Origin of the sequence: Variovorax sp. Varisp85, assembly GCF_047304045.1 — a bacterium.
GTDB lineage: Bacteria > Pseudomonadota > Gammaproteobacteria > Burkholderiales > Burkholderiaceae_C > Variovorax.
Genome location: NZ_JBGLYN010000004.1, coordinates 24,027 through 45,767 on the forward strand (window position 1 = coordinate 24,027; position 21,741 = coordinate 45,767).

Consider the following 21,741-nt stretch of genomic DNA (forward strand, 5'->3'; position numbering starts at 1 on the left):
CGGGCAGTCAGTCAGGAAACGAGGAGCCGGGATCAGTTCGACGTGGCGATCGCGTCGATGTTGATGTTGCCGTCAGGCATCACGAACACGCCCGAGAGACGCTTGGCGTGCGCCGACAGGTTCTGCTCGGTGATCATCGGCACGCGCGGCAGGTCCTTGCGGATCTCTTCCTGCGCGGTCTTGTATAGCGCGGCGCGTTCCTTCTCGTCCGTGGTCACCAGCGCCTTGGCCAGCGAGCTGTCGACCACCTCGCTCTTGTAGAACGACATGTTGTTCAGCTTCGGCGCCCAGGCTTCCGAGGCGAACAGCGGGCGCAGGCCCCAGTCGGCCTCGCCGGTCGACGACGACCAGCCGGTGTAGTACATGCGGACCTTGGCCGTCTTCGGATCGGGCCATGCATCCACCTGCTCGGTGCGCTGGCCCACTTCGAGCGCCTGCACCTGCAGCTTGATGCCGATCTGCGCGAGCTGCTGCTGAACGAACTGGATCGTCTTCTGCGAGGTCGTGTTGTTGTAGGCGCTCCACAGCACCGACTCGAAGCCGTCGGGGTAGCCGGCTTCCTTCATCAGCTCCTTGGCCTTCTTCAGGTCGTAGGGAATGGGGGCCATCTTCTCTGCGTACTTCACGCCCTGGGGCAGCACGCCCTGCGCCGGGAAGGCATAGCCGCCGAACGCGACCTTGGCCAGCGCTTCCTTGTTGATGGCGTAGCCGATGGCTTCGCGCACCTTCGGGTTGTCGTAGGGCTTCTGCAGCATGTTGAATGCCAGGAAGCGCGTGATGATCGAGGGCGTGGCCACCACTTCGAGCTTCTCGCTCTTCTTCAGCAGGTCGGCTTGCTCATAGGGAATGGGGTAGGCGAAGTCGGCTTCGCCGGTCTGCAGCATCGCGGCGCGCGTGTTGTTCTCGAGCACCGGCTTCCACGAGACGTTGTCGACCTTCGGGTAGCCCTTCTTCCAGTAGCCGTCGAACTTCTTGGCCTTGACGGCTTCGGTCTGCTTCCACTCGACGAACTCGAAGGGGCCCGTGCCCACGGGGTGGAAGGCGATGTCCTTGTTGCCCCACTTCTTCAGCGCGGTGGGCGAGATCATGGCGGCCGATGCGTGGGCCAGCGAGTTGATGAAGGGGCCGAAGGGCTCCTTCAGCGTGATGCGCACGGTGCTGGGGTTCACCGCTTCGACCTTGCCCACGCGGTTGAACTGGTTGTAGCGCAGCAGCTTGTTGTCCTGGTTGAGCACGCGGTCGAGCGTGACCTTGACGGCTTCGGCGTTGAAGTCGGTGCCGTCGTGGAACTTGACGCCGCTGCGCAGCTTGATGGTGTAGACCAGGCCGTCTTTCGAGACGTCGTAGCTCTCGGCGAGCACGTTCTGCACCTTCAGGTCCTTGTCGAACTGGAACAGGCCTTCATAGAAGGTCTTGGTGACGGCGGTGGTCAGGGTGGTGTTGGTGTTGTAGGGGTCCAGCGTCTCGGGCTGCGCGGCGATCGACAGCACCACGTCTTTCGCGGCCAGTGCCGTGCCCGATGCGGCCAACGCGGCCAGGCCCAGCAATGCCGATGCCCATCGCAGAGAGGAAGAAGATTGCTTCATGGAAAGAACTCCAGTCGGTTCGAGGAAAAAAGCAGGAGGGCCTGCGGGTTGAAAAATCAGAAAGCGCCGCCGATGGCGTGCCGTGCGACGAAGTGGCCGGGCGCGACCTGCACCAGCGGCGGCACCTCGGGCTCGTCGCCCACCGCGCGGATCGGGCTGGGGATCTCGCCTTCGAGCAGCGCGCGCGGCTTGTGGCGGCGCGACGGGTCGGCCACCGGTACCGCTGCCATCAGCTTGCGGGTGTAGGCGTGCTGCGGCGCCTCGAAGACGGCGCGGCGAGGGCCGATCTCGACGATCTGGCCCAGGTACATCACGGCCACGCGGTGGCTGATGCGCTCCACCACCGCCATGTCGTGCGAGATGAAAAGGAAGGCCACGCCCAACTCGCGCTGCAGGTCGAGCATCAGGTTGACGATCTGCGCCTGGATCGACACGTCCAGCGCCGACACCGATTCGTCGGCCACCACCACCTTGGGGTTGAGCGCGAGCGCGCGTGCAATCGCAATGCGCTGCCGCTGGCCGCCCGAGAACTCGTGCGGGTAGCGCTGCGCCACCTCGGGCGGCAGGCCGACCTTCTGCAGCAGCCAGTCGACGCGCTGCTGCGCCTCGGCGCCCTTGGCAATGCCGTGGATGAGCAGCGGCTCCATGATCGAGAAGCCCACCGTCACGCGCGGATCGAGCGAGGCGAATGGGTCCTGGAAGATGAACTGGATATTGCGGCGCAGCGCCTGCAGCTCGCGCGTGGGCAGCTCGCGGATGTTCTTGCCGCCGAACTCGATCGCGCCGCTCTGGCTTTCGACCAGGCGCAGCAGCGAGCGGCCAGTGGTCGACTTGCCGCAGCCCGATTCGCCGACCAGCGCCAGCGTCTCGCCGGGGTACAGGTCGAAGCTGATCTTTTCTACCGCATGCACTCGGCGCTTCACGCGGCCGAAGATGCCGCTGCGCACGTCGAAGCGCGTGACGAGGTCGCGCACGCGAAGAATGGGGCCGGTGTCCTGGCGCACCGTGTCTTGCTGCGTGGGCGCTTCGGCGGGCACGGTGTCGGCGTTGGCCTCGGTGCGCAGCAGTTCGAACTTGGCCGGCAGGTCGGTGCCCTGCATCGCGCCGAGCTTGGGCACGGCCGACAGCAGCGCCTTGGTGTAGGGGTGCTGCGGTGCCGCGAACACGGTGTCGGAACTGCCGGCTTCCACCTTGTCGCCGCGGTACATCACGAGCACGCGGTCGGCGATTTCGGCGACCACGCCCATGTCGTGCGTGATGAAGAGAACGCCCATGCGCATTTCTTTCTGCAGCTCGCGGATGAGCTGGAGGATCTGCGCCTGGATCGTCACGTCGAGCGCGGTGGTCGGCTCGTCGGCAATCAGCAGCTGCGGCTTGCACGACAGCGCCATTGCGATCATCACGCGCTGGCGCATGCCGCCCGACAGCTGGTGCGGAAAGCGGTCGAGCACATTGCGCGCTTCAGGAATGCGCACCAGCTCCAGCATGCGCAAGGCTTCCGCGCGCGCGGCCGAGTCGCTCTTGCCCTGGTGGATGCGGATGGCCTCGGCAATCTGCTCGCCGGCCGTGAACACCGGGTTCAGCGATGTCATCGGCTCCTGGAAGATCATCGCGATGTCCGCGCCGCGGATGTTGCGCATCGTGGTGTCGCGTGCCTGCGCGAGGTCGAGCACTTCGCCGTTGCGGCGGCGGAAGGTCATGCGCCCATCGAGGATGCGCCCACCGCCATGCTCCACGAGCCGCATCAGCGCGAGCGAGGTGACCGACTTGCCCGAGCCCGATTCGCCCACTACCGCGAGCGTTTCGCCGTGGTCGACGTGGAAGGACAGCTTCTTGACGGCATCAACCGTGCGCTCGGAGGTCGAGAAGCGAACGGTGAGGTCGTCGACGGCGAGAACGCGGCCGTCCGGCAGGGCGAGGACAGGGGTGGACATGGGAGTGCGAAGAAAAATTGGGGGCGTACGTTGGTGCGTCGTCAGGCGAAGATGGCCGTATGGGGCGCTTCGTCGCCGCGCGCGTGGCCTCGGTACATGCCTTCGGTGTTGAAGGCCAGGCTCAGGTTGCCGTGGCGGTCGACGGCGATCAGCCCGCCGGTGCCTCCGATGGCGGGCAGCGACTGGTGCACCACGGCGTGCGTGGCCGCTTCGAGCGTGGCGCCGCCGTAGGCCATGCGCGCGCAGATGTCGTACGCGGCTGCGACGCGGATGAACATTTCGCCGCTGCCGGTGCACGAAATAGCGGCCGTGCGGTCGTCGGCGTAGGTGCCGGAGCCGATGAGCGGCGTATCGCCGACGCGGCCCACGCGCTTGTTGGTCATGCCGCCGGTGGAGGTGGCGGCGGCCAGGTGGCCGTGGATGTCGAGCGCCACGGCGCCGACGGTGCCGAACTTCTTGTCTTCGTCCAGCGGCGGCTTGGTCATGGCGGCGCCTTCGTGGTCGGTGACCACGCGGCCCGTGTCGCGCACGCGGTACAGCTGCTGGCGGCGCGCGTCGGTCGAGAAGAAGAAGGGCTCGACCATCTCCAGGCCGCGGTCGCGCGCGAAGGCCTCGGCGCCCGCACCGGCCAGCAGCACGTGAGCGCCGTCCTCGAGCACGGCGCGCGCGGCGCGCACCGGGCGGCGCACGTGGCTCACGCCGGCGATGGCGCCGGCGGCGAGCGTGGCGCCGTCCATCACGGCCGCGTCGAGCTCGTGCGTTTCCTCGTGCGTGAACACCGCGCCGTAGCCGGCATTGAAGAGCGGGCAGTCTTCGAGCATCTCGACCGCCAGGCAGGTGGCGTCGAGCGCGGACATGCCCTTGAGCAGCGCGGCCTGCGCGGCGCGCACGATGGCCTGCAGCGCGTCGTGGTAGGCCTGCGCCTGCTCGGGGTTGGTCGTCGAGGCGCTGATGGTGCCGGCGCCGCCGTGGATGGCGATGACGGGCGTGACGTTCTTCATCGGGAAGCTTTCTTCTTTTTCCTGCCGGCGTCGGAAGCGACGGCGGCAGGTAGGGATGGCATGGAGACCTCGCCGCGCACATGGCCCTGGCCCAGTCCGCCGTGCAGCCACGGGCGCACTGCCTGCAGGATGCGGCCGGCCGATTGCGCCGCGCCCGGCGCGCGCAGGGCGACCGCGCTGGTCAGCGCTTCGATCAGCGCGAGCACGCTGGTTTCGCAGTTGGGGCGGTAGCTGGTTTCGGTCTGGCAATACAGCACCACGTCGGCCAGCGGCGCGAGCGGCGAGCTGGGACGGTCGGTCAGCGCGAGCACCGCGCATCCCTGGCCGCGCGCGATCTGCGCCAGCGCCACCGTGTCGGTGAGGTAGCGCGGAAAGGTCAGGCCGATGAACAGGTCTTGCGGCCCCGCGTGCATCAGCGTGCGCGCCGCATGGGTGATGCCGCTCACGCTGGAGAGCATGCGCACGTCGCTGCACGAGCCATCGAGGCCGTGTTGCAGCAGCCCCGCGAGCCAGGCGCTGGCGCCGAAGCCGCCGATGTAGATCGAGCGTGCCTTCAGGATGCGCTGCACCGCGGCCTCGCAAGCCGCGTAGTCCAGCGACTGGCGCGTGGCCTCGATGTTGCGGCGGCTCTCGTCGAGCGCCGTGGCGAACACCTCGGCGACCGTGGTCGGGCGCTCCAGGTTGCCGCGCAGCCGTTCGACCGGCGCCACCAGCGACTCGAAGCCGCGCACGAGTTCGGCGCGGAAGGTGGCGTAGCCGTCGAAATCCAACGCCCGCGCGAAGCGGTTGGCCGTGGCGACCGATACGCCCGCCGCGGTTGCCAGCTCGTCGATGGGCAGCGTCGCAACCTGCAGCGGGTGCTCGAGCACGAAGTCGGCCACCTGCCGGTGCGAACGCGTCAGCCGCGGCAACGCCTGCGCGATGCGCTGGGCCACGGTGGTGCCATTGGTGTCGACGTTGGTGCTCATGGGGCAGGCGATGCACCTCGAAGGGTGCTAGTGATGTAAATGAATTTACAAATATATGACAGATAAGAAAATTTTCTGTCATTTCCGATCGTAGACGCAAATACCGGGCCAGAAGAGAGGGGGCATTTGAGGGTTTGCCCGGGGTGGACAAGCCAGGCGGGCAGGTCTCGAAAAACTCATCGTGCCGCTTAGAGCAAGCGAAACGGAGCAATTCAACCCGACTCGCAGTGAACTCAGCGGAGCCTGACCCCCTTGCGCGCCAAGGTCATGCGGCGGCTTGACTCTGCCATGGTGTGAAGGCTGAGACTTTTGCGTTTTGGTTCGAAGGAGAACTCCATGGGACACCCCACGGCGCCGACTGCTGCGGCGCACCTATCCCTTGCCGACGTGGTTGCCCGCTCCGGTGCGTCCGCGCAACTGCTGCACGACTGCGAATCGCTCGGACTGCTCGACGGCACCGACGCGGACGGCCGTCTCTACGACGAGCAAACCGTGTCGACACTGCGGTTCGTACGACGGGCGCACACGCTGGGTTTCGACACAGCGGAAGTCGTCGAGCTGCATGCGCTGTGGCAAGACGGGCGCCGCGCGAGTTTCGATGTGAAGCGCGTCGCGCTCGAACGAGCCGAGGAGCTGGCCCAGCGGATCGAAGAACTCGCACACATGAAGCGCCTGCTGGAGCGCCTGGCCCACTGCTGCGAAGGTGACGAGCGTCCCGAGTGCCCCATTCTGGAAGAACTGGCCGGGCTCGAGGGATTTGCCGGCTGTGAGGCGCGGCATGGGTGACGCCGGCGCGGGCACGCCGCGCCGCCCTTCAAACGCTTCCGAAGCGCAAGTGCCTCAACCCGGAATGTTCGGCTCGACCAGTTGGGCCAGCGCAATCAGCGATTCCTGCCAGCCCAGGTAGCACATCTCGGCGGGAATCACGTCGGGGATGCCTTCCTGCACGACGGACATGTCGGTGCCGCAGGACACCGCGGTCAGGGTCACGGTGGTCTTCATCGTGCCTGGAAGATGGGGATCGTCGAAGCTGGCGTCGTAGGCAATGCGCTGGCCGGGAACGAGTTCCAGATACTTGCCGCCGAACGAGTGGCTGTGGCCGGTGCCGAAGTTGGTGAAGGACATGCGCCAGGCGCCGCCCACCACGGGCTCCATGGTGTGGACCTTGCCGGTGAAGCCGAAGGGCGGCAGCCAGCGCTCGAACGCGCCGGCCTCCACGAAGGCACGATAGAGCCGGTCGGGGGAGGTGCGCAGGACGCGGTGCAGACGAACAATGTTGGTAGCCATGGTTGCTTACTCCTGAAGAACAGAGGACGACCCTCTGTGGTTACGTCGGATGAGCCCGTTGCGATTCGACATGCCCCAGGATTAGGAAAAACCCTGAGTCAACGCCTCACGCCTCAATCGATGAACCGTGCGCCACGATTCGTCGTCTTTTGCATGAACACGCTCAACGGATCGTCGGGATAGTCGCCGAAGCGCTCGCGCCGCGCATACCCCGCGCGCGCATAGAACGCGAGCGCCTCTGGCTGGCTCACGCCCGTCTCTAGCCGGAACAGGGTGCAACCGCGCGCCGTGGCTTCGCCTTCGAGAAAGCTCAGCATCTTCGCCGCAACGCCTTGCTCGCGGTTTTGCGGGCGCACATACATGCGCTTGAGTTCGCCGTAGCCGGGGTTCATGACGAGGGCGCCGCAGCTGATGGCCGTGCCCGCTTCGTCGCGCGCCACCGCGAACAGCACGTGCATCGCCGACAGTGCCGCAATGTCGATGCCATGGTGGCTCTCGGGCGAATACAGCGGCTTCTGGTACGCATCGAGGTCGTCGATGAGCTGGATGACGTCGGGCTGGTCGGGGCGCTCGAGGGCAATGTTCATGCGGAGGATTTCGTTGGGTCGCCGGATCTTATGGTGTCCCTGAGGCCAAAAGGAGAACCCCGCCGCAGCGGGGTGGGAGAGTCGTTGCCCTGGCGGGCGCGTCAGGGCCGTTAGCGGCTGTCCCGGAACCACTTCAGCCGGCGCTCCACCTCGTCAGGCGGAAACTTCCCTTCAGCCGCCAGTTTCCTCAGCGCTCGCTCGTGCGCTCGATACAGCGCGTCCTTCAGGAGAGCCATCTTGCGCTTCCTGCAAGGATCGCAGTCGTAGAAGCTGCCTGGAACTGCGGTAGGTTCAAGTTTGGCGTTCGCCTCGAAGGTATTGATTCTTCCCGTAGGTTCGATCCCGATGACGATGATCTTTCCATTCCTGAAAGTGACTGACGCACCACCCGAGCATCCTGTCCTTTCCGTATCCTCGCTGAAGTAGGATTTCTTCGAGATCCTGCGCATGTGCTTCAGTGCGTGCCGCACATCTTCCTCGGTCAGGATGACATCGGAGCAGTCCAGGAAGTTTTTGTCTTCCCAGGCAGACCTGCTGGAGGGATCGACGATTTCGATCTTCTCTACGGAATAGAGCGGATATCGTTTGTCGGCCGCGTAAGTCGAAGCAGTTGTTGCCGCCGTGAATAGCGTGAGCAAGAGGATGCCGGCTTTGGTCATGGTGTGGGTAGAGACAGATTCCAATTTGCGCCCTGTGCCTCTGTCGGATTCTTTCTGCTGGCATCGGGATGCCGAAAGATTTCTCCCGGGGCGATCTGCATGGAATCTTGAAGCACGTCGACAAGCCACGAGAGCGATTGATTTTGAGCGGCAGTTGGTGAGGGAAAGATGCCAGCTTCCCCTCGCAATTCTTCCGGTGACAAGTTTCTGTGCCGGGTTTCTGGCTTGAAACCTTCCGGCAGCCTTGCCCTGCCAACCATCTCGATTCCTATGGCTTCCATGTTGCTCGGATACCGGTCGCCAGGTGCCTTGCGCATTTCAATGCGATGCATCGCCGTGGCTCCCACTTTCTCAGGAAAGTCGCGCAACTTGCACGTCCGCATCACCAGGCATCTCGCCTTCAGCGGCCCCACATGATTCGTACGCTGATAAATCGCCGCAGTCTGATAGATGGTCCCATCCGTATCGATGAGAAAGTGCGCGCCATTCGCCTTCGGCCGCTTGTAGCTGTTCAGTGAGGATGCCGATGTGTCGGCATCGGTTTGATGAACGACGATGCCGGTGATCGCACCGGTCCGCCTGCCTCTTTCGATTTCGGGGCTGCGAGCACTTCTGACTCGCGCGTGATTGATCATTCCGTTCGCGTCAATTTCGACAAGCATGCGGGTCCTCCTGAAAATAATTATTTAGTTATCGATTTCCACCAAGGTGTGTCTTTCCATCAATTCACGGCCCAGATCACGGCTTCGCGGCGCATGCTACAGCAGGGAATTCAGTGACGGTTGTCAACTTATTCCGATCGATTTCCACAAAGTCCGCCGGCCTGCAGGGTTCACTGCTTCGTCCAAGAATGGCGTGACGACAAGCCGGTCGGCTTGTCGGTTTTCTCCCCGAATCCGCAAACACGAAGGAGCAGTACTTTGGAATACCGTCATCTGGGTAAATCGGGCCTCAAGGTCCCCGTGTTGAGCTTTGGCACCGGCACCTTCGGAGGCAAGGGCGAGCTATTCAGCGCCTGGGGGAGCACCGACGTGGCCGAGGCGCGCAAGTTGATCGACATCTGCATCGACGCCGGCGTCAACATGTTCGACAGCGCCGACGTCTACTCGGGCGGCGCCGCCGAATCGGTGCTCGGCGAGGCGATCAAGGGCCGGCCGCGCGACCGGCTGCTGATCTCTACCAAGGCCACCTTCCGCAGCGGTGAAGGGCCGAACGACGTGGGCTCGTCGCGCCACCATCTCGTGCAGGCCGTCGATGGCGCGCTCAAGCGCTTGGGCACGGACTACATCGACCTCTACCAGCTGCACGGCTTCGACGCGAGCACACCGGTGGAAGAAACGCTTTCGACGCTCGACGACCTCGTGCGCGCGGGCAAGCTGCGCTACATCGGCGTGTCGAACTTCTCGGGCTGGCACCTGATGAAATCGCTGGCCACTTCAGAGCGCTACGGCCTCGCGCGCTATGTCGCGAACCAGGCTTACTACTCGCTGGTCGGCCGCGACTACGAATGGGAGCTGATGCCGCTCGCGCAAGACCAGGGCGTGGGTGCCGTGGTGTGGAGCCCGCTCGGATGGGGCCGGCTCACGGGCAAGATCCGCCGCGGCCAGCCGCTGCCCGCCAAAAGCCGCCTGCACGCGACAGCGGACATGGGCCCGCCGGTGCCGGACGAACTGCTTTACCGCGTGGTCGAGGCGTTGGAAAAGGTTGGCGCCGAAGTGGGCAAGACCGTGCCGCAGGTCGCGCTGAACTGGCTGCTGCAGCGACCGACGGTGTCGAGCGTGGTGGTGGGCGCGCGCGACGAGGCGCAGTTGCGCCAGAACCTCGGCGCCGTGGGCTGGAACCTCACACCCGCGCAGGTTGCGGAACTCGATGCGGCCAGCGCGACGACGCGGGCTTATCCGTACTGGCATCAGCAGGGCTTTCTTGAGCGCAATCCGAATCCGGTCTAGGCTGGCATGAGGCCCCGTATGCGTCGTGTGGTGATCATCGGAGGCGGGGCGATCGGCTCCGCCATCGCCTATTTCCTGACCCGGGACCCGAAGGAGGAGCCCTTCGAGGTCACGGTGGTCGAGCGCGACTTCTCTTACAAGCAGGCGTCCTCGGCCTTGTCCGCGAGCTCGATACGGCAGCAGTTCTCGACCGCCATCAACATCGAGATGTCGCTCTACGGCATCGACTTTTTCCGCGCGCTCGGCGAGACCCTGCGCGTGGGCGACGACGTGCCCGACATCGGTCTGGTCGAGCCCGGCTACCTGTACCTGGCCTCGCCGGCTGGCGTCGACGTGCTGCGCGAGAACCATGCGATGCAGAAGGCGCACGCGGTGGACGTGGCGCTGATGACGCCCGGCGAACTGAAGGCGCGCTTTCCATGGATTTCGACCGAGGGCATTGCGCTCGCGTCGCTGGGCCTCTCGGGCGAGGGCTGGTACGACGGCTACAGCCTGCTGCAGGCCTTTCGCAAGAAGGCCGCCTCTCAAGGCACGCGTTATGTGCAGGCTCATGCAACGGGTTTGCGCCGCAACGGCCGCGCCGTGACGGGTGTGCAGCTGGACCGTGGCGAGACCCTGGAAGCCGAGGTTGTCGTCAACGCCGCGGGCGCATGGGCCGCCCAGGTCGCCGGATGGGCCGGCATCGATCTTCCGGTGCGCGGCCGCCGTCGCAGCGTGTTCAGCTTCTCGTGCCCCGAGACATTGCCGGGCTGCCCGCTGGTGATCGACACCTCCGGCATCTGGCTGCGCCCCGAAGGCCGCCAGTTCATCTGCGGCTTCGCGCCGCCCGAGGACCAGGACCACGACGACGTTCCGCTCGACGTCGAGTACGAAGCCTTCGACAGCTTCATCTGGCCGTCATTGGCCGAGCGCGTGCCGGCCTTCGAGGCCATTCGCATGACCGGTGCGTGGGCCGGCTACTACGAGATGAACGTGTTCGACCACAACGCCATCCTCGGCCTGCACCCGGAGCGCGACAACCTGTACTTCGCCAATGGCTTCTCGGGCCATGGGCTGCAACAGTGCCCGGCCGCAGGGCGCGGCATTGCGGAACTGATCCGCTTCGGCGAGTACCGCAGCCTCGATCTATCGCCGGTGTCTTTCGCGCGCATCCTGGAGAACCGGCCGCTGCTGGAGAAGAACGTGATCTAGGCGGAGCCCGGGGGAGGGCGTACGATCTTCCGCAAAAGAGGTGCCCCATGACCGCACAGACGCTGATCGATACCGCCCGCGCGCTCGTCGCCGGCGACAAGGGCCTGCTCGCGATGGACGAGAGCAACGCCACCTGCAACAAGCGCTTTGCCGCGCTCGGCATCCCGCAAACCGAGGCGGCGCGGCGCGAATGGCGCGAACTGATCGTCACCGCGCCGGGCCTGGCCGACAGCATCAGCGGCGCGATCCTGTTCGACGAGACGATCCGCCAGCAGACCCATGCGGGTGTGCCCTTCGCGAAGGCGCTGTCCGACGCTGGCATCGTCCCCGGCATCAAGGTCGACACCGGAGCGAAGCCGCTGGCTGGACATCCGGGCGAAACCGTTACCGAAGGGCTCGACGGCCTGCGCGAGCGCCTCGCCGAATACGCTGGCATGGGTGCGCGTTTTGCCAAGTGGCGCGGCGTGATCGCCATCGGCGACGGCTTGCCGACGCGCGCATGCATCGACGTCAACGCGCATGCCCTGGCACGCTATGCGGCGCTGTGCCAGGAGGCCGGGCTGGTGCCCATCGTCGAGCCGGAGGTGCTGATGGACGGTGGCCATGCCTTGGCGCAATGTGCCGAGGTGACCGAAGAGGTGCTGCACCGGACCTTCGCCGAGTTGCGCGCGCAGGGCGTGCTGCTCGAAGGCATGCTGCTGAAGCCGAACATGGTGCTGCCTGGGCTGAAGGCGCCCACGCAGGATTCGGTCGAAGCGGTGGCCGAGGCTACGGTCGCCTGCCTGCTGCGCACAGTGCCCGCCGCGGTGCCCGGCGTGGCGTTTCTCTCGGGTGGCCAGCCGGCGCAGCTGGCTTCCGCCCGCCTCAATGAAATGAACGCCCGGTTCAGGCCGCGCGTGCCGTGGGCGCTGGCCTTCTCTTTCTCCCGTGCGGTGCAGCAGCCCGCGCTCGACGCATGGAAGGGCGATGCCGCCAACGCGTCCGCTGCGCAGCAGGCGCTGGTGCTTCGCATCCGATCCAACCAGGCTGCGCGCCGCGGGGCACTAGCCACAACGCCTTAATCGGCCTTAGCTGGCCTTGGCCGCCTTCACCAGTGAAGGCGTAGCCTTGTAGCTCTCGGGGAACAGCTTCTTCAGCTCGTCGAGCTTCGGCATGTCGTTGATCGCGATGTAGGGCTGGCTCGGATGCAGCGTCAGGTAGTCCTGGTGATAGTCCTCGGCCACGTAGAAGGGCTTGGCCATCTCGACGGTGGTGGCCAGCGGCTTGCCGAAGGTCTTGGCCTGGTTCAGCTGCGCGATGTAGGCGCTGGCAATGCGGGCCTGCTCGGCGTTCTCGGCGAACACGGTGGAGCGGTATTGCGTGCCGGTGTCGGGCCCCTGCCGGTTGAGCTCGGTCGGGTCGTGCGCCACCGAGAAGTAGATCTGCAGCAGCTTGCCGTAGCTGATCTGCTGCGGGTCGTAGGTGATGCGCACCGATTCGGCATGGCCGGTGCGCCCGGAGCCGACCTCGTCGTAGCGCGCCGTCTTCGCATCGCCGCCGGCATAGCCCGACACCGCATTGCTCACGCCCTTGACGCGCTGGAACACGCCCTGCACGCCCCAGAAGCAGCCACCGGCGAACACGGCGGTTTCGGTCTTGGCGGCCGGCGGCGCCACGAGGTCGGCCGTGGGCGCGGGCACGCGGCGGGCGGTTTCGGCGAACGAGGGCACCGCGTACCAGACCAGGGCGGCAGCCGCCAGCGTGCCGGCAGTGAGTGCAAGGGATTTCATGAGGGTTCCTTGAGAGAGCTTTCAGTGGCTGGGAAACCGGCCGACGCGACATTGACGCCGAATCTGCCGGGCGTCAATGGCGGTTGCGAAGGCGCTTACTTCTTCATCTCGTCCTTGTCCATGCTGTCCTTTTTCATGGCGTCCTTCTTCATGCCGTCCTTCGACATCGAATCCTTGGCCATCGAGTCCTTCTTCATGCCGTCCTTCGACATGGCGTCTTTCTTCATGCCGTCCTTGGCCATGCCGTCTTTCACCATTTCGTCCGCGGCGAATGCCGAGGCGCCGGCGAAGGCCATGCAGGTTGCGAGCAGGGTTGCGGTGAGCTTGTTCATTTGGAATTTTCCTAGTGGTTGATGAAGTTTCGTTTTCAGGATCGGCTCGGTTCAATGAACACGGCCTCGCGCTTTCTTCGGCAGTCGAGCGGCTTCAGCAGCCCCTCAGCTCCCTCCGAACCAGTTGTAGCCCTGGTCTTCCCAGTAGCCGCCGGAATAGGTGTTGGTGACGAACATCGCCTTGATGTGCTTCGGGTTCTTGTAGCCAAGCTTCGTCGGCATGCGCAGCTTCATCGGAAAGCCGTACTTGGGCGGCAGGGGCTGTCCGTCGTAGGTGAGCGTCAGCAAGGTCTGCGGATGCAGCGCGGTGGGCATGTCGATGCTGGTGTAGTAGTCGTCGGCGCACCTGAAGCCGACGTACTTGGCAGTGGTGTCGGCGCCGATGTGGCGCAGGAAGTCGGCAAAGCGCACGCCGCCCCATTTGCCGATGGCGCTCCAGCCTTCCACGCAGATGTGGCGGGTGATCTGGTCTTGCTGCGGCATGGCGCGCAGTTCGGTGAGCGTCCAGGCGTGCTTGTCGGCAACCATGCCGGTCACTTCGAGCTTGTAGCTGGCCTCGTCCACCTCGCGCACCTCGTCCTCGCCGTAGTAGGCGTTGAAGGGGAAGGGACGCGTGATCTCTGCTTCCGAGTAGGTCGGCGCAAGCTGCGTCGGGCTGAAGATCAGGCCCTGCGCCTTGTCGTTGAAGCGCGAGATCTTCGTGAGCGCGGCTTCCACCTGCGCGTTGTCGCTGAGGCTGCAACCCGTGAGCAGCGAGAGGCCGCCGAGCGTCAGCGAGCGCTGCAGGAAGGCGCGGCGCGAGGGCTGGTCGAGCTGCTTCGCGATCAGTGTGCGGGCTTCGCGCAGCACGGCGTCACCGTCGATGCCGCTCAGGGTGGGGGCTTTGAAGATCTTCACGTCACTTTCCTGCGCTGTGTTGCGTAAGTTGCGCGGTCTCTTCGTGGGACACCGCGGAACCGGCTTTGCCGGGCCGCTGGTGTTGCCCCCGGAAGGGGGTTGACGGAGCGACACGAAGTGCGCGAAGGCTGGGGGAGAGCTCCGTTTTCGGCGCGCGGCCGCGGATCATGGTGAGCAGGGTTCGGGGCACCAGGGCGACCATCAAGAGGTGCACGGCGACGAAGGCGACGATGGCCGCCATCGCGAAGAAATGGATGCGGCGCGCGAACTCGTAGCCGCCCATCAGTTCGCGCAGCACGGGGAACTGCACCGACTTCCACAGCACCAGGCCCGACAGCACGATGACGATCAGGTCGAGCATCACGAACAGGTAGGCCAGCTTCTGCACGCTGTTGTAGTGGCGCGGGTCGGCATGCGAGAGCTGGCCTTTCAGTGCGGCCAGCGCGTCGTGCCAGACGCCGCGGGGCGTCACGGGAAAGAACTTGCGCGCCAGTCGTCCGCTGGCGATGTTGATGGCGAGGTACACGAAGCCGTTGAACACCAGCAGCCACATCGCCGCGAAGTGCCACTGCAGCGCACCGCCGAGCCAGCCGCCGAGCGTGATGACGGCCGGAATGGTGAACGGGAAGAACGGCGACGCGTCGTAGATGCGCCAGCCGCTCGTCGCCAGGATCATCACGGCCAGCGCGTTGAGCCAGTGCGTGATGCGCATCCACAGCGGATGGATCGGGCGGCGATCGGACGCCGCGGCCGGGTCGGCAGGAGGGGCGATGGCTGAGCTGTTCATGGGGTGGATTGTTGGGCGCACCCCATGGCCGATTCATCACGCAAAGTTCAATTAATCGTGATAACTCCAGAACCCGGATGGCGGGACAATCGAGGCCATGGACACCCCCAAACGCGTGCTGATCGTCGAGGACGACGCCCATATCGCCGAACTCCTGCGCATGCACCTGCGCGACGAAGGCTATGCGGTCGAGCACGCCGCCGACGGCCATGCCGGCCTGCGCGAGCTGGAGCGCGGCAGCTGGGACGCGCTGGTGCTCGACCTGATGCTGCCCGGCATCGACGGCCTCGAAATCTGCCGCCGTGCCCGCGCCATGACACGTTACACACCGATCATCATCATCAGCGCGCGGTCGAGCGAGGTGCACCGCATCCTCGGGCTGGAACTGGGCGCCGACGACTACCTGGCCAAACCTTTCTCGGTGCTGGAGCTGGTGGCCCGCGTGAAGGCGCTGCTGCGGCGCACCGACGCGATGGCGCGCAACGCACGCATGGAGTCCGGCAGCCTCACGCTCGGCAACCTCGGCATCGAGCCGCTGGCGCGCGAGGTGCGCGTGGACGGCAGGCTCATCGAGCTCACGCCGCGCGAGTTCGACCTGCTGTACTTCTTCGCGCGCAACCCGGGCAAGGTGTTCTCGCGGCTCGACCTGCTCAACCAGGTCTGGGGCTACCAGCACGATGGCTACGAGCACACGGTGAACACGCACATCAACCGGCTGCGCACCAAGGTGGAGGCCGACCCGGCAGAGCCACGGCGCATCCTCACGGTGTGGGGGCGCGGCTACAAGTTGTCGGCCACCGGGAGCGGGGAGGACGTGGCGTGATCGCCTGGGCCACCCTGTCGCGGCGGCTGTCGGCCGTGTTCGCGGTGCTGCTGCTGGTGTGCTGCGGTGCCTCGGTGTGGCTGCAGGTGCGCTCCAACGGCATGCACGAGCAGGAGGTCGTCCAGCGCCTGTCGACCGGGCTGGCGGCGCACATCGCGGAAAACTCCGAGCTGATGAAGCCGGGCGGCCTCGACCAGGAAGCGGTAAAGGACCTGTTCGACAAGCTGATGGCCGTCAACCCGAGCGTGGAGGTCTACCTGCTGGGACTCGACGGCCGCATCGAGGCGCAGGCCGCACCGGCCGGGCACCTGAAGCGCGACAGGGTCGCGCTGGGGCCGATCCGCAAGCTGCTGTCGGGCGCGCCACTGCCGATCGCGGGCGACGACCCGCGCAGCCTCACAGCCTCCAAGGTATTCAGCGCCGCGCCGCTGCGCATGGGCAGGCGCGATGCGGGTTACGTCTACGTGGTGCTGCAGGGCGAGGACCACGACGCGCTGGTCGCCAACGTGGGCGCCGACAACGTGCTGCGCACCACGCTCTGGTCGATGGGGCTGGTGGCGCTGCTCGGGCTGCTCGCGGGCCTCGCGGCCTTTCGCCTCATCACGCGGCCGTTGCGCGAGCTGACGGCGGCGGTGAAGCGCTTCGAGACCGAGGGCATCGCTTCACTCGAAAGCGAAGCGCCCACGCTGGAGCGCCTCTCCCACGGCACTGACGAAATCGCCCAGCTGGGCCAGGCCTTCACGCAGATGACGCGCCGCATCGCAGAGCAATGGCGCGAGCTCACGCTGCAGGACCAGCAGCGCCGCGAGCTGTTCGCCAACATCTCGCACGACCTTCGCACGCCGCTCACTTCGTTGCATGGCTACCTCGAGACCCTGCTGCTCAAGGCGGGCACGCTCAGTGAAGAAGAGCGACGGCGCTACCTGGAGATCGCGCTAGGCCAGAGCCGCAAGGTCGGCCGGCTCGCGCAAGAGGTGTTCGAGCTGGCGCGGCTCGAATACGGCGTGGTCAAGCCCGAGAAAGAGAACTTCGCGCTGGCCGACCTCGTGCAGGACGTGTTTCAGAAGTTCGAGCTGGCGGCCGAAGCGCGCCATCAACGCCTCGAGCCCGACATCGCACCGGGCCTGCCGGTGGTGTCGGCCGACCTCGGGATGATCGAGCGCGTGCTGACCAACCTGCTGGACAACGCCATCCGCCACACGCCCGAGGGCGGCGAGATCGTGGTGCAGCTGCGGGCGGAGAACGCGGGCGTGACGGTGCAGGTGAGCGACACGGGCCCGGGCATTCCGGGTGAACTGCAGAAGGCCCTGTTCATGCGCCCGGTGTTCATGAACGGTTCGCGCACCGACAGCGCCAGCAGCGGCGGGCTGGGCCTCGTGATCGTGAAGCGAATCCTGCAGCTGCACGGCAGCGACATCCGGCTGGTGCAGCAGCCCGACAAGGGCGCGGTGTTCCGGTTCCAGTTGGGCGGGGCGGCGGGGGGCTGAGGCCCAAGCGCCGGCGGCCCCCGGCGATGCCCGTTCAGTCCTTGCGGCGCGTGACGACCACCGTCGCTTCGAGGCCCTCATAGGCCTCGGCATCCCCATACCAGCTGCCTGAGATCGGCGCCGCCTGCGCCGGGTCGCGCGTGACGCCCACGCGGATCAGTTGGCCGCTGCCCATCAGATTGTTGGTCGGGTCGAAGGCCAGCCAGCCGATGCCCGGCAGGTAGGCCTGCAGCCAGGCATGCGTGGTGCCGGCACCGGTCATCGATTCGCCCTGGGCCTGCGCGGCGTTGTCGAGCGCGGCGTCATAGATGTAGCCCGAGACGAAACGCGTCGCGATGCCCAGGCGCCGCGCGGCTTCCATCATCAGCAGCGCGTAGTCGCGGCAACTGCCGCTGCCGAGCGCCAGCGTGACGAGCGGCGTTTGCGTGCCTTCCTCATCGCGTGCCTTGTATTCGAGACTCTGGCCGATGTGCGCGTTCATGCGTGCTAGCACCTCGCGCGTGCTGTTGGGCTTGTCGGTGTGCAGGAACTGGTGGGCCCAGCGGATCAGCGTGCCCTGGGCGTCGTCGTCGTGGTGCGGGCGCAGGTAGTGCTCGAGGTCGAGACGCTCCTGCACCGAGTAGGCAAAGGGCAGGAATTCGGCGGCCGGGTCGAGCGCCAGCTGGTCTTGCTGCGCCGGCACCTGCTCGATGGTGAACGAGCAGACGATGCGCAACTCGGTCGCCTCGCCCATCGGCTGCACCAGCGCCACGGAGTTGGAATGCGGGTCTTGAATGAGCCGGGTGAAGGCCTGCGGGCTCACCTGCAGGTCGGTGGCCAGCACGCGCAGGTCATGGCTGTCGCGCGGGCGGAACATCACACGGTGCTGGCCGAAGGTGACCGGCTTCTTGTAGCGGTAGACGGTGGTGTGCTTGATGTCGTACTGGATGGCCATGCGCCGCATTCTCACGCGTTCGCGTGGCAAAGCGGTGATTGCGCTGGCGCATGCCACAAAATCGGCGCACCTATGGGGACTGCCGGATCGACCACAGCGGGCAGCTTCGGGGCAGGGCGCTGGCTAGAGCCGCTGCGTTCCAAGCGCCTTGGCCAGCGTGGCCGGCAGGGGCAGCGGCTCGGCATGCCACTGCGCAGCCAGCAGTTCGGCGCACAGCGCAGCGAAGCTCAGGCCGCGCGAACCCAATGCGGTGCAGGCCCAGAGGCCCGGTGCTTCCGCTCCGATCGGGCCGACCAGCGGGCGCCGGTCGCCCGAAGCGCAGCGGATGCCAACCCAGCTGCGGACCTTGCCGTGCGCGAACGATGGAGCCAGCGCAGCGGCCGACGCCGGGTGCAGCCGCGCAAGGCGCTCCCGGTTGGAGTCGCTGTCGGCCGCGGTCGGGGCGAGGTCCGTGCTGTCGCGATCGAAGGTCGCGCCGGCCAGCCAGATCGGGGTGCCTTCGGCATCGGGCACGCGTGCGACCAGATGGCCGTCGCCGTTCAGGGGTGTGGCGGGCAATTCGATGCCGTCGGCCATGTAGCCCCAGGCGACCTGGCCGCGCACCGGCTGCAGGGGCAGCTTGGGGGCGAAGCGGCCCGATTCGAAGCCTGCGCAAATGACCACGCGGTCGGCGTCTGTCAGCAACTCACCGGCCGGGTCGAACAATTGCCAGCTGTTCGCACGGCGCTCCAGGCGTGCCACCTGGCATCCGCCGCGAAACTCGACGCCCGGCTGGCGCAGCCATGCGGCGATCAGCCGGTGCGGCCGCACCCAGGCGGCGCGTGCGTGCCAGAGGGCGGGCACATCGACCGGCAGGCCAACCGCCGCCAACTGCGCCCCATTCGCGGGCCACGATTCGTTGGGCCCGTCGTCGTTCCAGCCGGCCGGAACGCGCACATCGCCATCGGGCCGGCGCTCCAGCACGCCGCTGGCGCGCCAGTCGCGGCCTTCTTCGAGCAGCCGCGTCAGCTCGATCCACGTGGCGCGGATGCCGGCACGCGTGAGGCGCGAGAGCAGGGCGTCGTCAGGCGACACGTGCGGCGCCAGCATGCCCACGGGCAGCCCCGAAGCGCCTGATGCGGGCCGCTCGGCGGCATCCAGCACCGTGACCTGCCAGCCGCGCCGCGCCAGGCTGGCCGCCACGGCCGCGCCCGCAAGCCCGGCACCAATGACGGCGCAATGGTCTGGCGTGCCGATTCGCTCGGGCATGGGGCCGCGGCGGCGCACCGTCCAGGCGGGCGCGAACACGCCGTGCAGGCAATCGCGCTTGGGCGGCAGGCCCTGGCGCTTCTCGACCGTGAACCCGAACTGCACGAGCGCATCACGCACCGCCCGTGCGATGGTCCAGGTGGCGATGCGCGTGCCCTGCCGCGCGAAGCGAGACACCGCTTTGAGCGTGTCTTGCGACCACATTGCAGGGTTCTGCTGCGGGCTGAAGCCGTCCAGAAAGATGCTGTCGGCCTCGAAGCGCTGAGCGCGCAGCATCGGCTGCACGTCGCCGATGCAGAGGGTGAGCAGCACGCGGCCCTCATCGAACGCCAGCCGGTGAAAGCCGGGCAGCAGCCCATGCCACTGCGCGGCCAGTTCGCCGGCGAGGGACGCCAGTTCGGGATACGCGCCGGCCGCGCGCAGCAGATCGTCGGGTGAAACCGGATGGGCCTCGACCGAGACGAAGTGCAGCATGCGCGGCCGCGCCGAATCCGAGCGCCACGCCTGCCAGGTTGTCAGGAAATTGAGGCCCAGCCCGAAGCCGGTTTCGAGAATCAGCCATTGCGGCTGTCCGGCCCAGGCTTCGGGCAGGCCGCAGCCGCCCAGGAACACATGGCGCGATTGCGCCAGGGCCCCGGTTTCGGTGTGGTAGATGTCGTCGAAGCGTTCGCTTCGGGGCACGCCGTCGGCGCGCCAGGCCACCGGTTCTGCGTTCACGACGCAGCGGCGGCGATCAGCTTCCCGACGGGGGTACGTAACCCTGGGCCACGTCGGCGCCTTCGCCGAAGAAATGCTTTTCCATCTGCCGCGCCAGGTACTGGCGGGCGCGCAGGTCGGCCAGGTTCAGCCGGTTTTCATTGACCAGCATGGTCTGCTGCTTGAGCCAGGCGGCCCAGGCTTCCTTGCTGACGTTTTCCCACAGGCGCTTGCCCAGATCGCCTGGGTAGGGCGGGAAGTCGAGCCCTTCGGCCTCTTTGCCGAGCTTGATGCACTGAACCATGCGTGCCATTTCGATTGCCTTTGAACGGGAAAAGTGGGGAAAGCGGTTGCTTAGTTGATTTGGCTATTTAGAACTGAAAACTTGGTTGTTCCAGTTTCTATATGTCGTATTGAGAATACGCAGCTTCATTGATATGCCTTTTTAGAGCAAGACACCATGAGCCTTCGCCGCAACTTTATCAAGCTTTCCCTGGGTGCCGGTGCGGCCGGTGCCATGGCCCTGTCGGCGTTGCCGGCGTTCACGCAGCAGGTTCCTGCCGCGGCCAAGGGTCCGGTGACGCTGCTGAACGTGTCGTACGACCCGACGCGCGAGCTCTACGTGGACTACAACCAGGCCTTCGCCAAGTACTGGAAGGCCAAGACCGGCCAGGATGTGTCGGTCAAGCAGTCGCACGGCGGCTCGGGCAAGCAGGCACGCTCGATCATCGACGGCATCGACGCCGACGTGGCCACGCTGGCGCTGGGCGGCGACATCGATGCCATCGTCAAGCATGGCGGCCTCGTCAACGCGGACTGGCAGAAGCGCCTGCCGCACAACTCGGCTCCCTATACCTCGACCATCGTGTTCCTGGTGAAGAAGGGCAACCCCAAGGGCCTGAAGGACTGGGACGACCTGATCAAGCCCGGCGTACAGGTGATCACCCCCAACCCCAAGACCTCGGGCGGCGCCCGCTGGAACTACCTGGCCGCATGGGAGTTCGCCAAGCGCAAGTACGGCAGCGACGCCAAGGCCAAGGAATACATCGGCAGCCTGTTCAAGAACGTGCCTGTGCTCGACACCGGTGCGCGCGGCTCGACCATCACCTTCGTGCAGCGCGGCGTGGGCGACGTGCTGCTGGCTTGGGAAAACGAAGCCTTCCTGGCGCTGAAGGAATTCGGCCCCGAGAAGTTCGAGATCGTCGTGCCGTCGATCTCCATCCTGGCCGAGCCCAGCGTGTCGGTGGTCGACAAGGTCGTCGACAAGAAGCGCACGCGTGCCGTGGCCGAGGAATACCTGAAATACCTTTACTCCGACGAAGGCCAGGACATCGCCGGCCGCAACTTCTACCGCCCGACGTCGGACAAGGCGAAGGCCAAGTACGACAAGCAGTTCCCCAAGCTCACGCTGGTGACCATCGACCAGGCCTTCGGTGGCTGGGCGAAAGCCGACAAGGAGCATTTCGCTGACGGCGGCTCCTTCGACCAGATCTATACGACCAGGCAGAAGTAAGAAGCCAACCCGCTGCCAAGCCGGCAGTGCAGGGCGCCGTTCGACGAGCGCCGTGGCCCGGCTCGCCCTGAATTTCCGAAGATCAAAAACGAA

At 66.1% G+C, this 21,741-nt stretch carries 21 protein-coding genes and 1 pseudogene; 7 read left to right on the forward strand and 15 right to left on the reverse strand.

Features of this window, described 5'->3' with window-relative positions:
• Window positions 1–32: 32 nt before the first annotated feature.
• From gsiB to ACCC97_RS03005, 4 genes are read right to left on the reverse strand one after another with little or no spacing between them, the layout of a single operon-like run.
• The gene (gsiB, locus tag ACCC97_RS02990; protein WP_413331541.1) at window positions 33–1,586 is read right to left on the reverse strand and encodes a glutathione ABC transporter substrate-binding protein GsiB; all 1,554 of its coding nucleotides are present in this window, start codon (window positions 1,584–1,586) and stop codon (window positions 33–35) included.
• A 56-nt stretch (window positions 1,587–1,642) separates the two neighbouring features.
• Window positions 1,643–3,520 (reverse strand): dipeptide ABC transporter ATP-binding protein, encoded by a 1,878-nt coding sequence (locus ACCC97_RS02995; protein WP_413331543.1) that lies wholly within the window; start codon window positions 3,518–3,520, stop codon window positions 1,643–1,645.
• Window positions 3,521–3,561: 41 nt separating this feature from the next.
• Window positions 3,562–4,521 carry an isoaspartyl peptidase/L-asparaginase family protein gene (locus ACCC97_RS03000; RefSeq protein WP_413331545.1) on the reverse strand — a complete coding sequence of 320 codons (960 nt, stop codon included), beginning with the start codon at window positions 4,519–4,521 and terminating at the stop codon, window positions 3,562–3,564.
• Window positions 4,518–5,489 (reverse strand): MurR/RpiR family transcriptional regulator, encoded by a 972-nt coding sequence (locus tag ACCC97_RS03005; RefSeq protein WP_413331546.1) that lies wholly within the window; start codon window positions 5,487–5,489, stop codon window positions 4,518–4,520. Before ACCC97_RS03005 ends, ACCC97_RS03000 begins: the two co-directional genes overlap by 4 nt.
• Window positions 5,490–5,825: 336 nt before the next feature.
• Here ACCC97_RS03005 and ACCC97_RS03010 point away from each other — a divergent pair, with 336 nt between their 5' ends.
• A complete protein-coding gene (locus tag ACCC97_RS03010) occupies window positions 5,826–6,275 on the forward strand; it encodes a MerR family DNA-binding protein (RefSeq protein ID WP_413331547.1) in 450 nt (149 codons plus the stop codon).
• 54 nt (window positions 6,276–6,329) lie between these two features.
• Here ACCC97_RS03010 and ACCC97_RS03015 read toward each other — a convergent pair whose 3' ends face one another.
• The 4 genes from ACCC97_RS03015 to ACCC97_RS03030 form a co-directional block, all read right to left on the reverse strand.
• On the reverse strand, window positions 6,330–6,776 hold the full coding sequence (locus ACCC97_RS03015) for an SRPBCC family protein (RefSeq protein ID WP_413331548.1): 447 nt from the start codon (window positions 6,774–6,776) through the stop codon (window positions 6,330–6,332).
• Window positions 6,777–6,889: 113 nt separating this feature from the next.
• A complete protein-coding gene (locus ACCC97_RS03020; RefSeq protein ID WP_413331549.1) occupies window positions 6,890–7,363 on the reverse strand; it encodes a GNAT family N-acetyltransferase in 474 nt (157 codons plus the stop codon).
• A 110-nt stretch (window positions 7,364–7,473) separates the two neighbouring features.
• Window positions 7,474–8,022 (reverse strand): hypothetical protein, encoded by a 549-nt coding sequence (locus ACCC97_RS03025; RefSeq protein WP_413331550.1) that lies wholly within the window; start codon window positions 8,020–8,022, stop codon window positions 7,474–7,476.
• Window positions 8,019–8,684, reverse strand: a complete 666-nt coding sequence (locus tag ACCC97_RS03030) for an N-acetylmuramoyl-L-alanine amidase (protein WP_007839317.1) — start codon at window positions 8,682–8,684, stop codon at window positions 8,019–8,021. Before ACCC97_RS03030 ends, ACCC97_RS03025 begins: the two co-directional genes overlap by 4 nt.
• Window positions 8,685–8,942: 258 nt before the next feature.
• Between ACCC97_RS03030 and ACCC97_RS03035 the strand changes: the two genes are divergently transcribed.
• Genes ACCC97_RS03035 through ACCC97_RS03045 form a run of 3 tightly spaced genes read left to right on the forward strand, consistent with a single transcriptional unit; the run spans window position 8,943 to window position 12,223 of the window.
• Window positions 8,943–9,971, forward strand: coding sequence for an aldo/keto reductase (locus tag ACCC97_RS03035; protein WP_413331551.1), 1,029 nt, complete (start codon window positions 8,943–8,945; stop codon window positions 9,969–9,971).
• A gap of 18 nt (window positions 9,972–9,989) precedes the next feature.
• A complete protein-coding gene (locus ACCC97_RS03040) occupies window positions 9,990–11,162 on the forward strand; it encodes an NAD(P)/FAD-dependent oxidoreductase (RefSeq protein WP_413331587.1) in 1,173 nt (390 codons plus the stop codon).
• Window positions 11,163–11,209: 47 nt separating this feature from the next.
• Window positions 11,210–12,223 carry a class I fructose-bisphosphate aldolase gene (locus tag ACCC97_RS03045; protein WP_413331552.1) on the forward strand — a complete coding sequence of 338 codons (1,014 nt, stop codon included), beginning with the start codon at window positions 11,210–11,212 and terminating at the stop codon, window positions 12,221–12,223.
• Window positions 12,224–12,229: 6 nt separating this feature from the next.
• Here the strand turns inward: ACCC97_RS03045 and msrA are convergent, their stop codons facing one another.
• The 4 genes and pseudogenes from msrA to ACCC97_RS03065 form a co-directional block, all read right to left on the reverse strand.
• Window positions 12,230–12,931 (reverse strand): peptide-methionine (S)-S-oxide reductase MsrA, encoded by a 702-nt coding sequence (gene msrA, locus ACCC97_RS03050; protein ID WP_413331553.1) that lies wholly within the window; start codon window positions 12,929–12,931, stop codon window positions 12,230–12,232.
• A gap of 95 nt (window positions 12,932–13,026) precedes the next feature.
• Window positions 13,027–13,263, reverse strand: coding sequence for a pentapeptide MXKDX repeat protein (locus ACCC97_RS03055; RefSeq protein ID WP_007839323.1), 237 nt, complete (start codon window positions 13,261–13,263; stop codon window positions 13,027–13,029).
• 105 nt (window positions 13,264–13,368) lie between these two features.
• On the reverse strand, window positions 13,369–14,160 hold the full coding sequence (locus tag ACCC97_RS03060; protein ID WP_042674629.1) for a molybdopterin-dependent oxidoreductase: 792 nt from the start codon (window positions 14,158–14,160) through the stop codon (window positions 13,369–13,371).
• 145 nt (window positions 14,161–14,305) lie between these two features.
• Window positions 14,306–14,947: pseudogene (locus tag ACCC97_RS03065) on the reverse strand (cytochrome b/b6 domain-containing protein); the annotation flags it as partial.
• A gap of 97 nt (window positions 14,948–15,044) precedes the next feature.
• Between ACCC97_RS03065 and ACCC97_RS03070 the strand changes: the two are divergent.
• Together ACCC97_RS03070 and ACCC97_RS03075 are read left to right on the forward strand one after the other, a co-directional pair.
• Window positions 15,045–15,770, forward strand: a complete 726-nt coding sequence (locus tag ACCC97_RS03070) for a response regulator transcription factor (protein ID WP_007829274.1) — start codon at window positions 15,045–15,047, stop codon at window positions 15,768–15,770.
• Window positions 15,767–17,257, forward strand: a complete 1,491-nt coding sequence (locus ACCC97_RS03075) for an ATP-binding protein (protein WP_413331554.1) — start codon at window positions 15,767–15,769, stop codon at window positions 17,255–17,257. Before ACCC97_RS03070 ends, ACCC97_RS03075 begins: the two co-directional genes overlap by 4 nt.
• 34 nt (window positions 17,258–17,291) lie before the next feature.
• Here the strand turns inward: ACCC97_RS03075 and ACCC97_RS03080 are convergent, their stop codons facing one another.
• From ACCC97_RS03080 to ACCC97_RS03090, 3 genes are all read right to left on the reverse strand, one after another.
• A complete protein-coding gene (locus ACCC97_RS03080) occupies window positions 17,292–18,191 on the reverse strand; it encodes a transglutaminase family protein (protein WP_007829270.1) in 900 nt (299 codons plus the stop codon).
• Window positions 18,192–18,314: 123 nt separating this feature from the next.
• On the reverse strand, window positions 18,315–20,156 hold the full coding sequence (gene mnmC / locus ACCC97_RS03085) for an FAD-dependent 5-carboxymethylaminomethyl-2-thiouridine(34) oxidoreductase MnmC (RefSeq protein WP_413331555.1): 1,842 nt from the start codon (window positions 20,154–20,156) through the stop codon (window positions 18,315–18,317).
• A gap of 16 nt (window positions 20,157–20,172) precedes the next feature.
• Window positions 20,173–20,448 carry an oxidative damage protection protein gene (locus tag ACCC97_RS03090; RefSeq protein WP_007829266.1) on the reverse strand — a complete coding sequence of 92 codons (276 nt, stop codon included), beginning with the start codon at window positions 20,446–20,448 and terminating at the stop codon, window positions 20,173–20,175.
• A 147-nt stretch (window positions 20,449–20,595) separates the two neighbouring features.
• On the opposite strand from ACCC97_RS03090, the gene ACCC97_RS03095 reads away from it, so the two are divergent.
• A complete protein-coding gene (locus tag ACCC97_RS03095) occupies window positions 20,596–21,648 on the forward strand; it encodes a sulfate ABC transporter substrate-binding protein (protein WP_413331556.1) in 1,053 nt (350 codons plus the stop codon).
• The last annotated feature ends 93 nt before the right edge of the window (window positions 21,649–21,741 follow it).

Coding starts and splice junctions, on each gene's coding strand:
- ACCC97_RS03030 (WP_007839317.1), bottom strand. CDS start 8,684: ATGCTTGTCGAAATTGACGCGAACGGAATGATCAATCACGCGCGAGTC.
- gsiB (WP_413331541.1), bottom strand. CDS start 1,586: ATGAAGCAATCTTCTTCCTCTCTGCGATGGGCATCGGCATTGCTGGGC.
- ACCC97_RS03045 (WP_413331552.1), top strand. CDS start 11,210: ATGACCGCACAGACGCTGATCGATACCGCCCGCGCGCTCGTCGCCGGC.
- ACCC97_RS03015 (WP_413331548.1), bottom strand. CDS start 6,776: ATGGCTACCAACATTGTTCGTCTGCACCGCGTCCTGCGCACCTCCCCC.
- ACCC97_RS03005 (WP_413331546.1), bottom strand. CDS start 5,489: ATGAGCACCAACGTCGACACCAATGGCACCACCGTGGCCCAGCGCATC.
- ACCC97_RS03070 (WP_007829274.1), top strand. CDS start 15,045: ATGGACACCCCCAAACGCGTGCTGATCGTCGAGGACGACGCCCATATC.
- ACCC97_RS03055 (WP_007839323.1), bottom strand. CDS start 13,263: ATGAACAAGCTCACCGCAACCCTGCTCGCAACCTGCATGGCCTTCGCC.
- ACCC97_RS03090 (WP_007829266.1), bottom strand. CDS start 20,448: ATGGCACGCATGGTTCAGTGCATCAAGCTCGGCAAAGAGGCCGAAGGG.
- ACCC97_RS03080 (WP_007829270.1), bottom strand. CDS start 18,191: ATGGCCATCCAGTACGACATCAAGCACACCACCGTCTACCGCTACAAG.
- msrA (WP_413331553.1), bottom strand. CDS start 12,931: ATGAAATCCCTTGCACTCACTGCCGGCACGCTGGCGGCTGCCGCCCTG.
- ACCC97_RS03000 (WP_413331545.1), bottom strand. CDS start 4,521: ATGAAGAACGTCACGCCCGTCATCGCCATCCACGGCGGCGCCGGCACC.
- ACCC97_RS03025 (WP_413331550.1), bottom strand. CDS start 8,022: ATGACCAAAGCCGGCATCCTCTTGCTCACGCTATTCACGGCGGCAACA.
- ACCC97_RS03010 (WP_413331547.1), top strand. CDS start 5,826: ATGGGACACCCCACGGCGCCGACTGCTGCGGCGCACCTATCCCTTGCC.
- ACCC97_RS03040 (WP_413331587.1), top strand. CDS start 9,990: ATGCGTCGTGTGGTGATCATCGGAGGCGGGGCGATCGGCTCCGCCATC.
- ACCC97_RS03095 (WP_413331556.1), top strand. CDS start 20,596: ATGAGCCTTCGCCGCAACTTTATCAAGCTTTCCCTGGGTGCCGGTGCG.
- ACCC97_RS03020 (WP_413331549.1), bottom strand. CDS start 7,363: ATGAACATTGCCCTCGAGCGCCCCGACCAGCCCGACGTCATCCAGCTC.
- ACCC97_RS02995 (WP_413331543.1), bottom strand. CDS start 3,520: ATGTCCACCCCTGTCCTCGCCCTGCCGGACGGCCGCGTTCTCGCCGTC.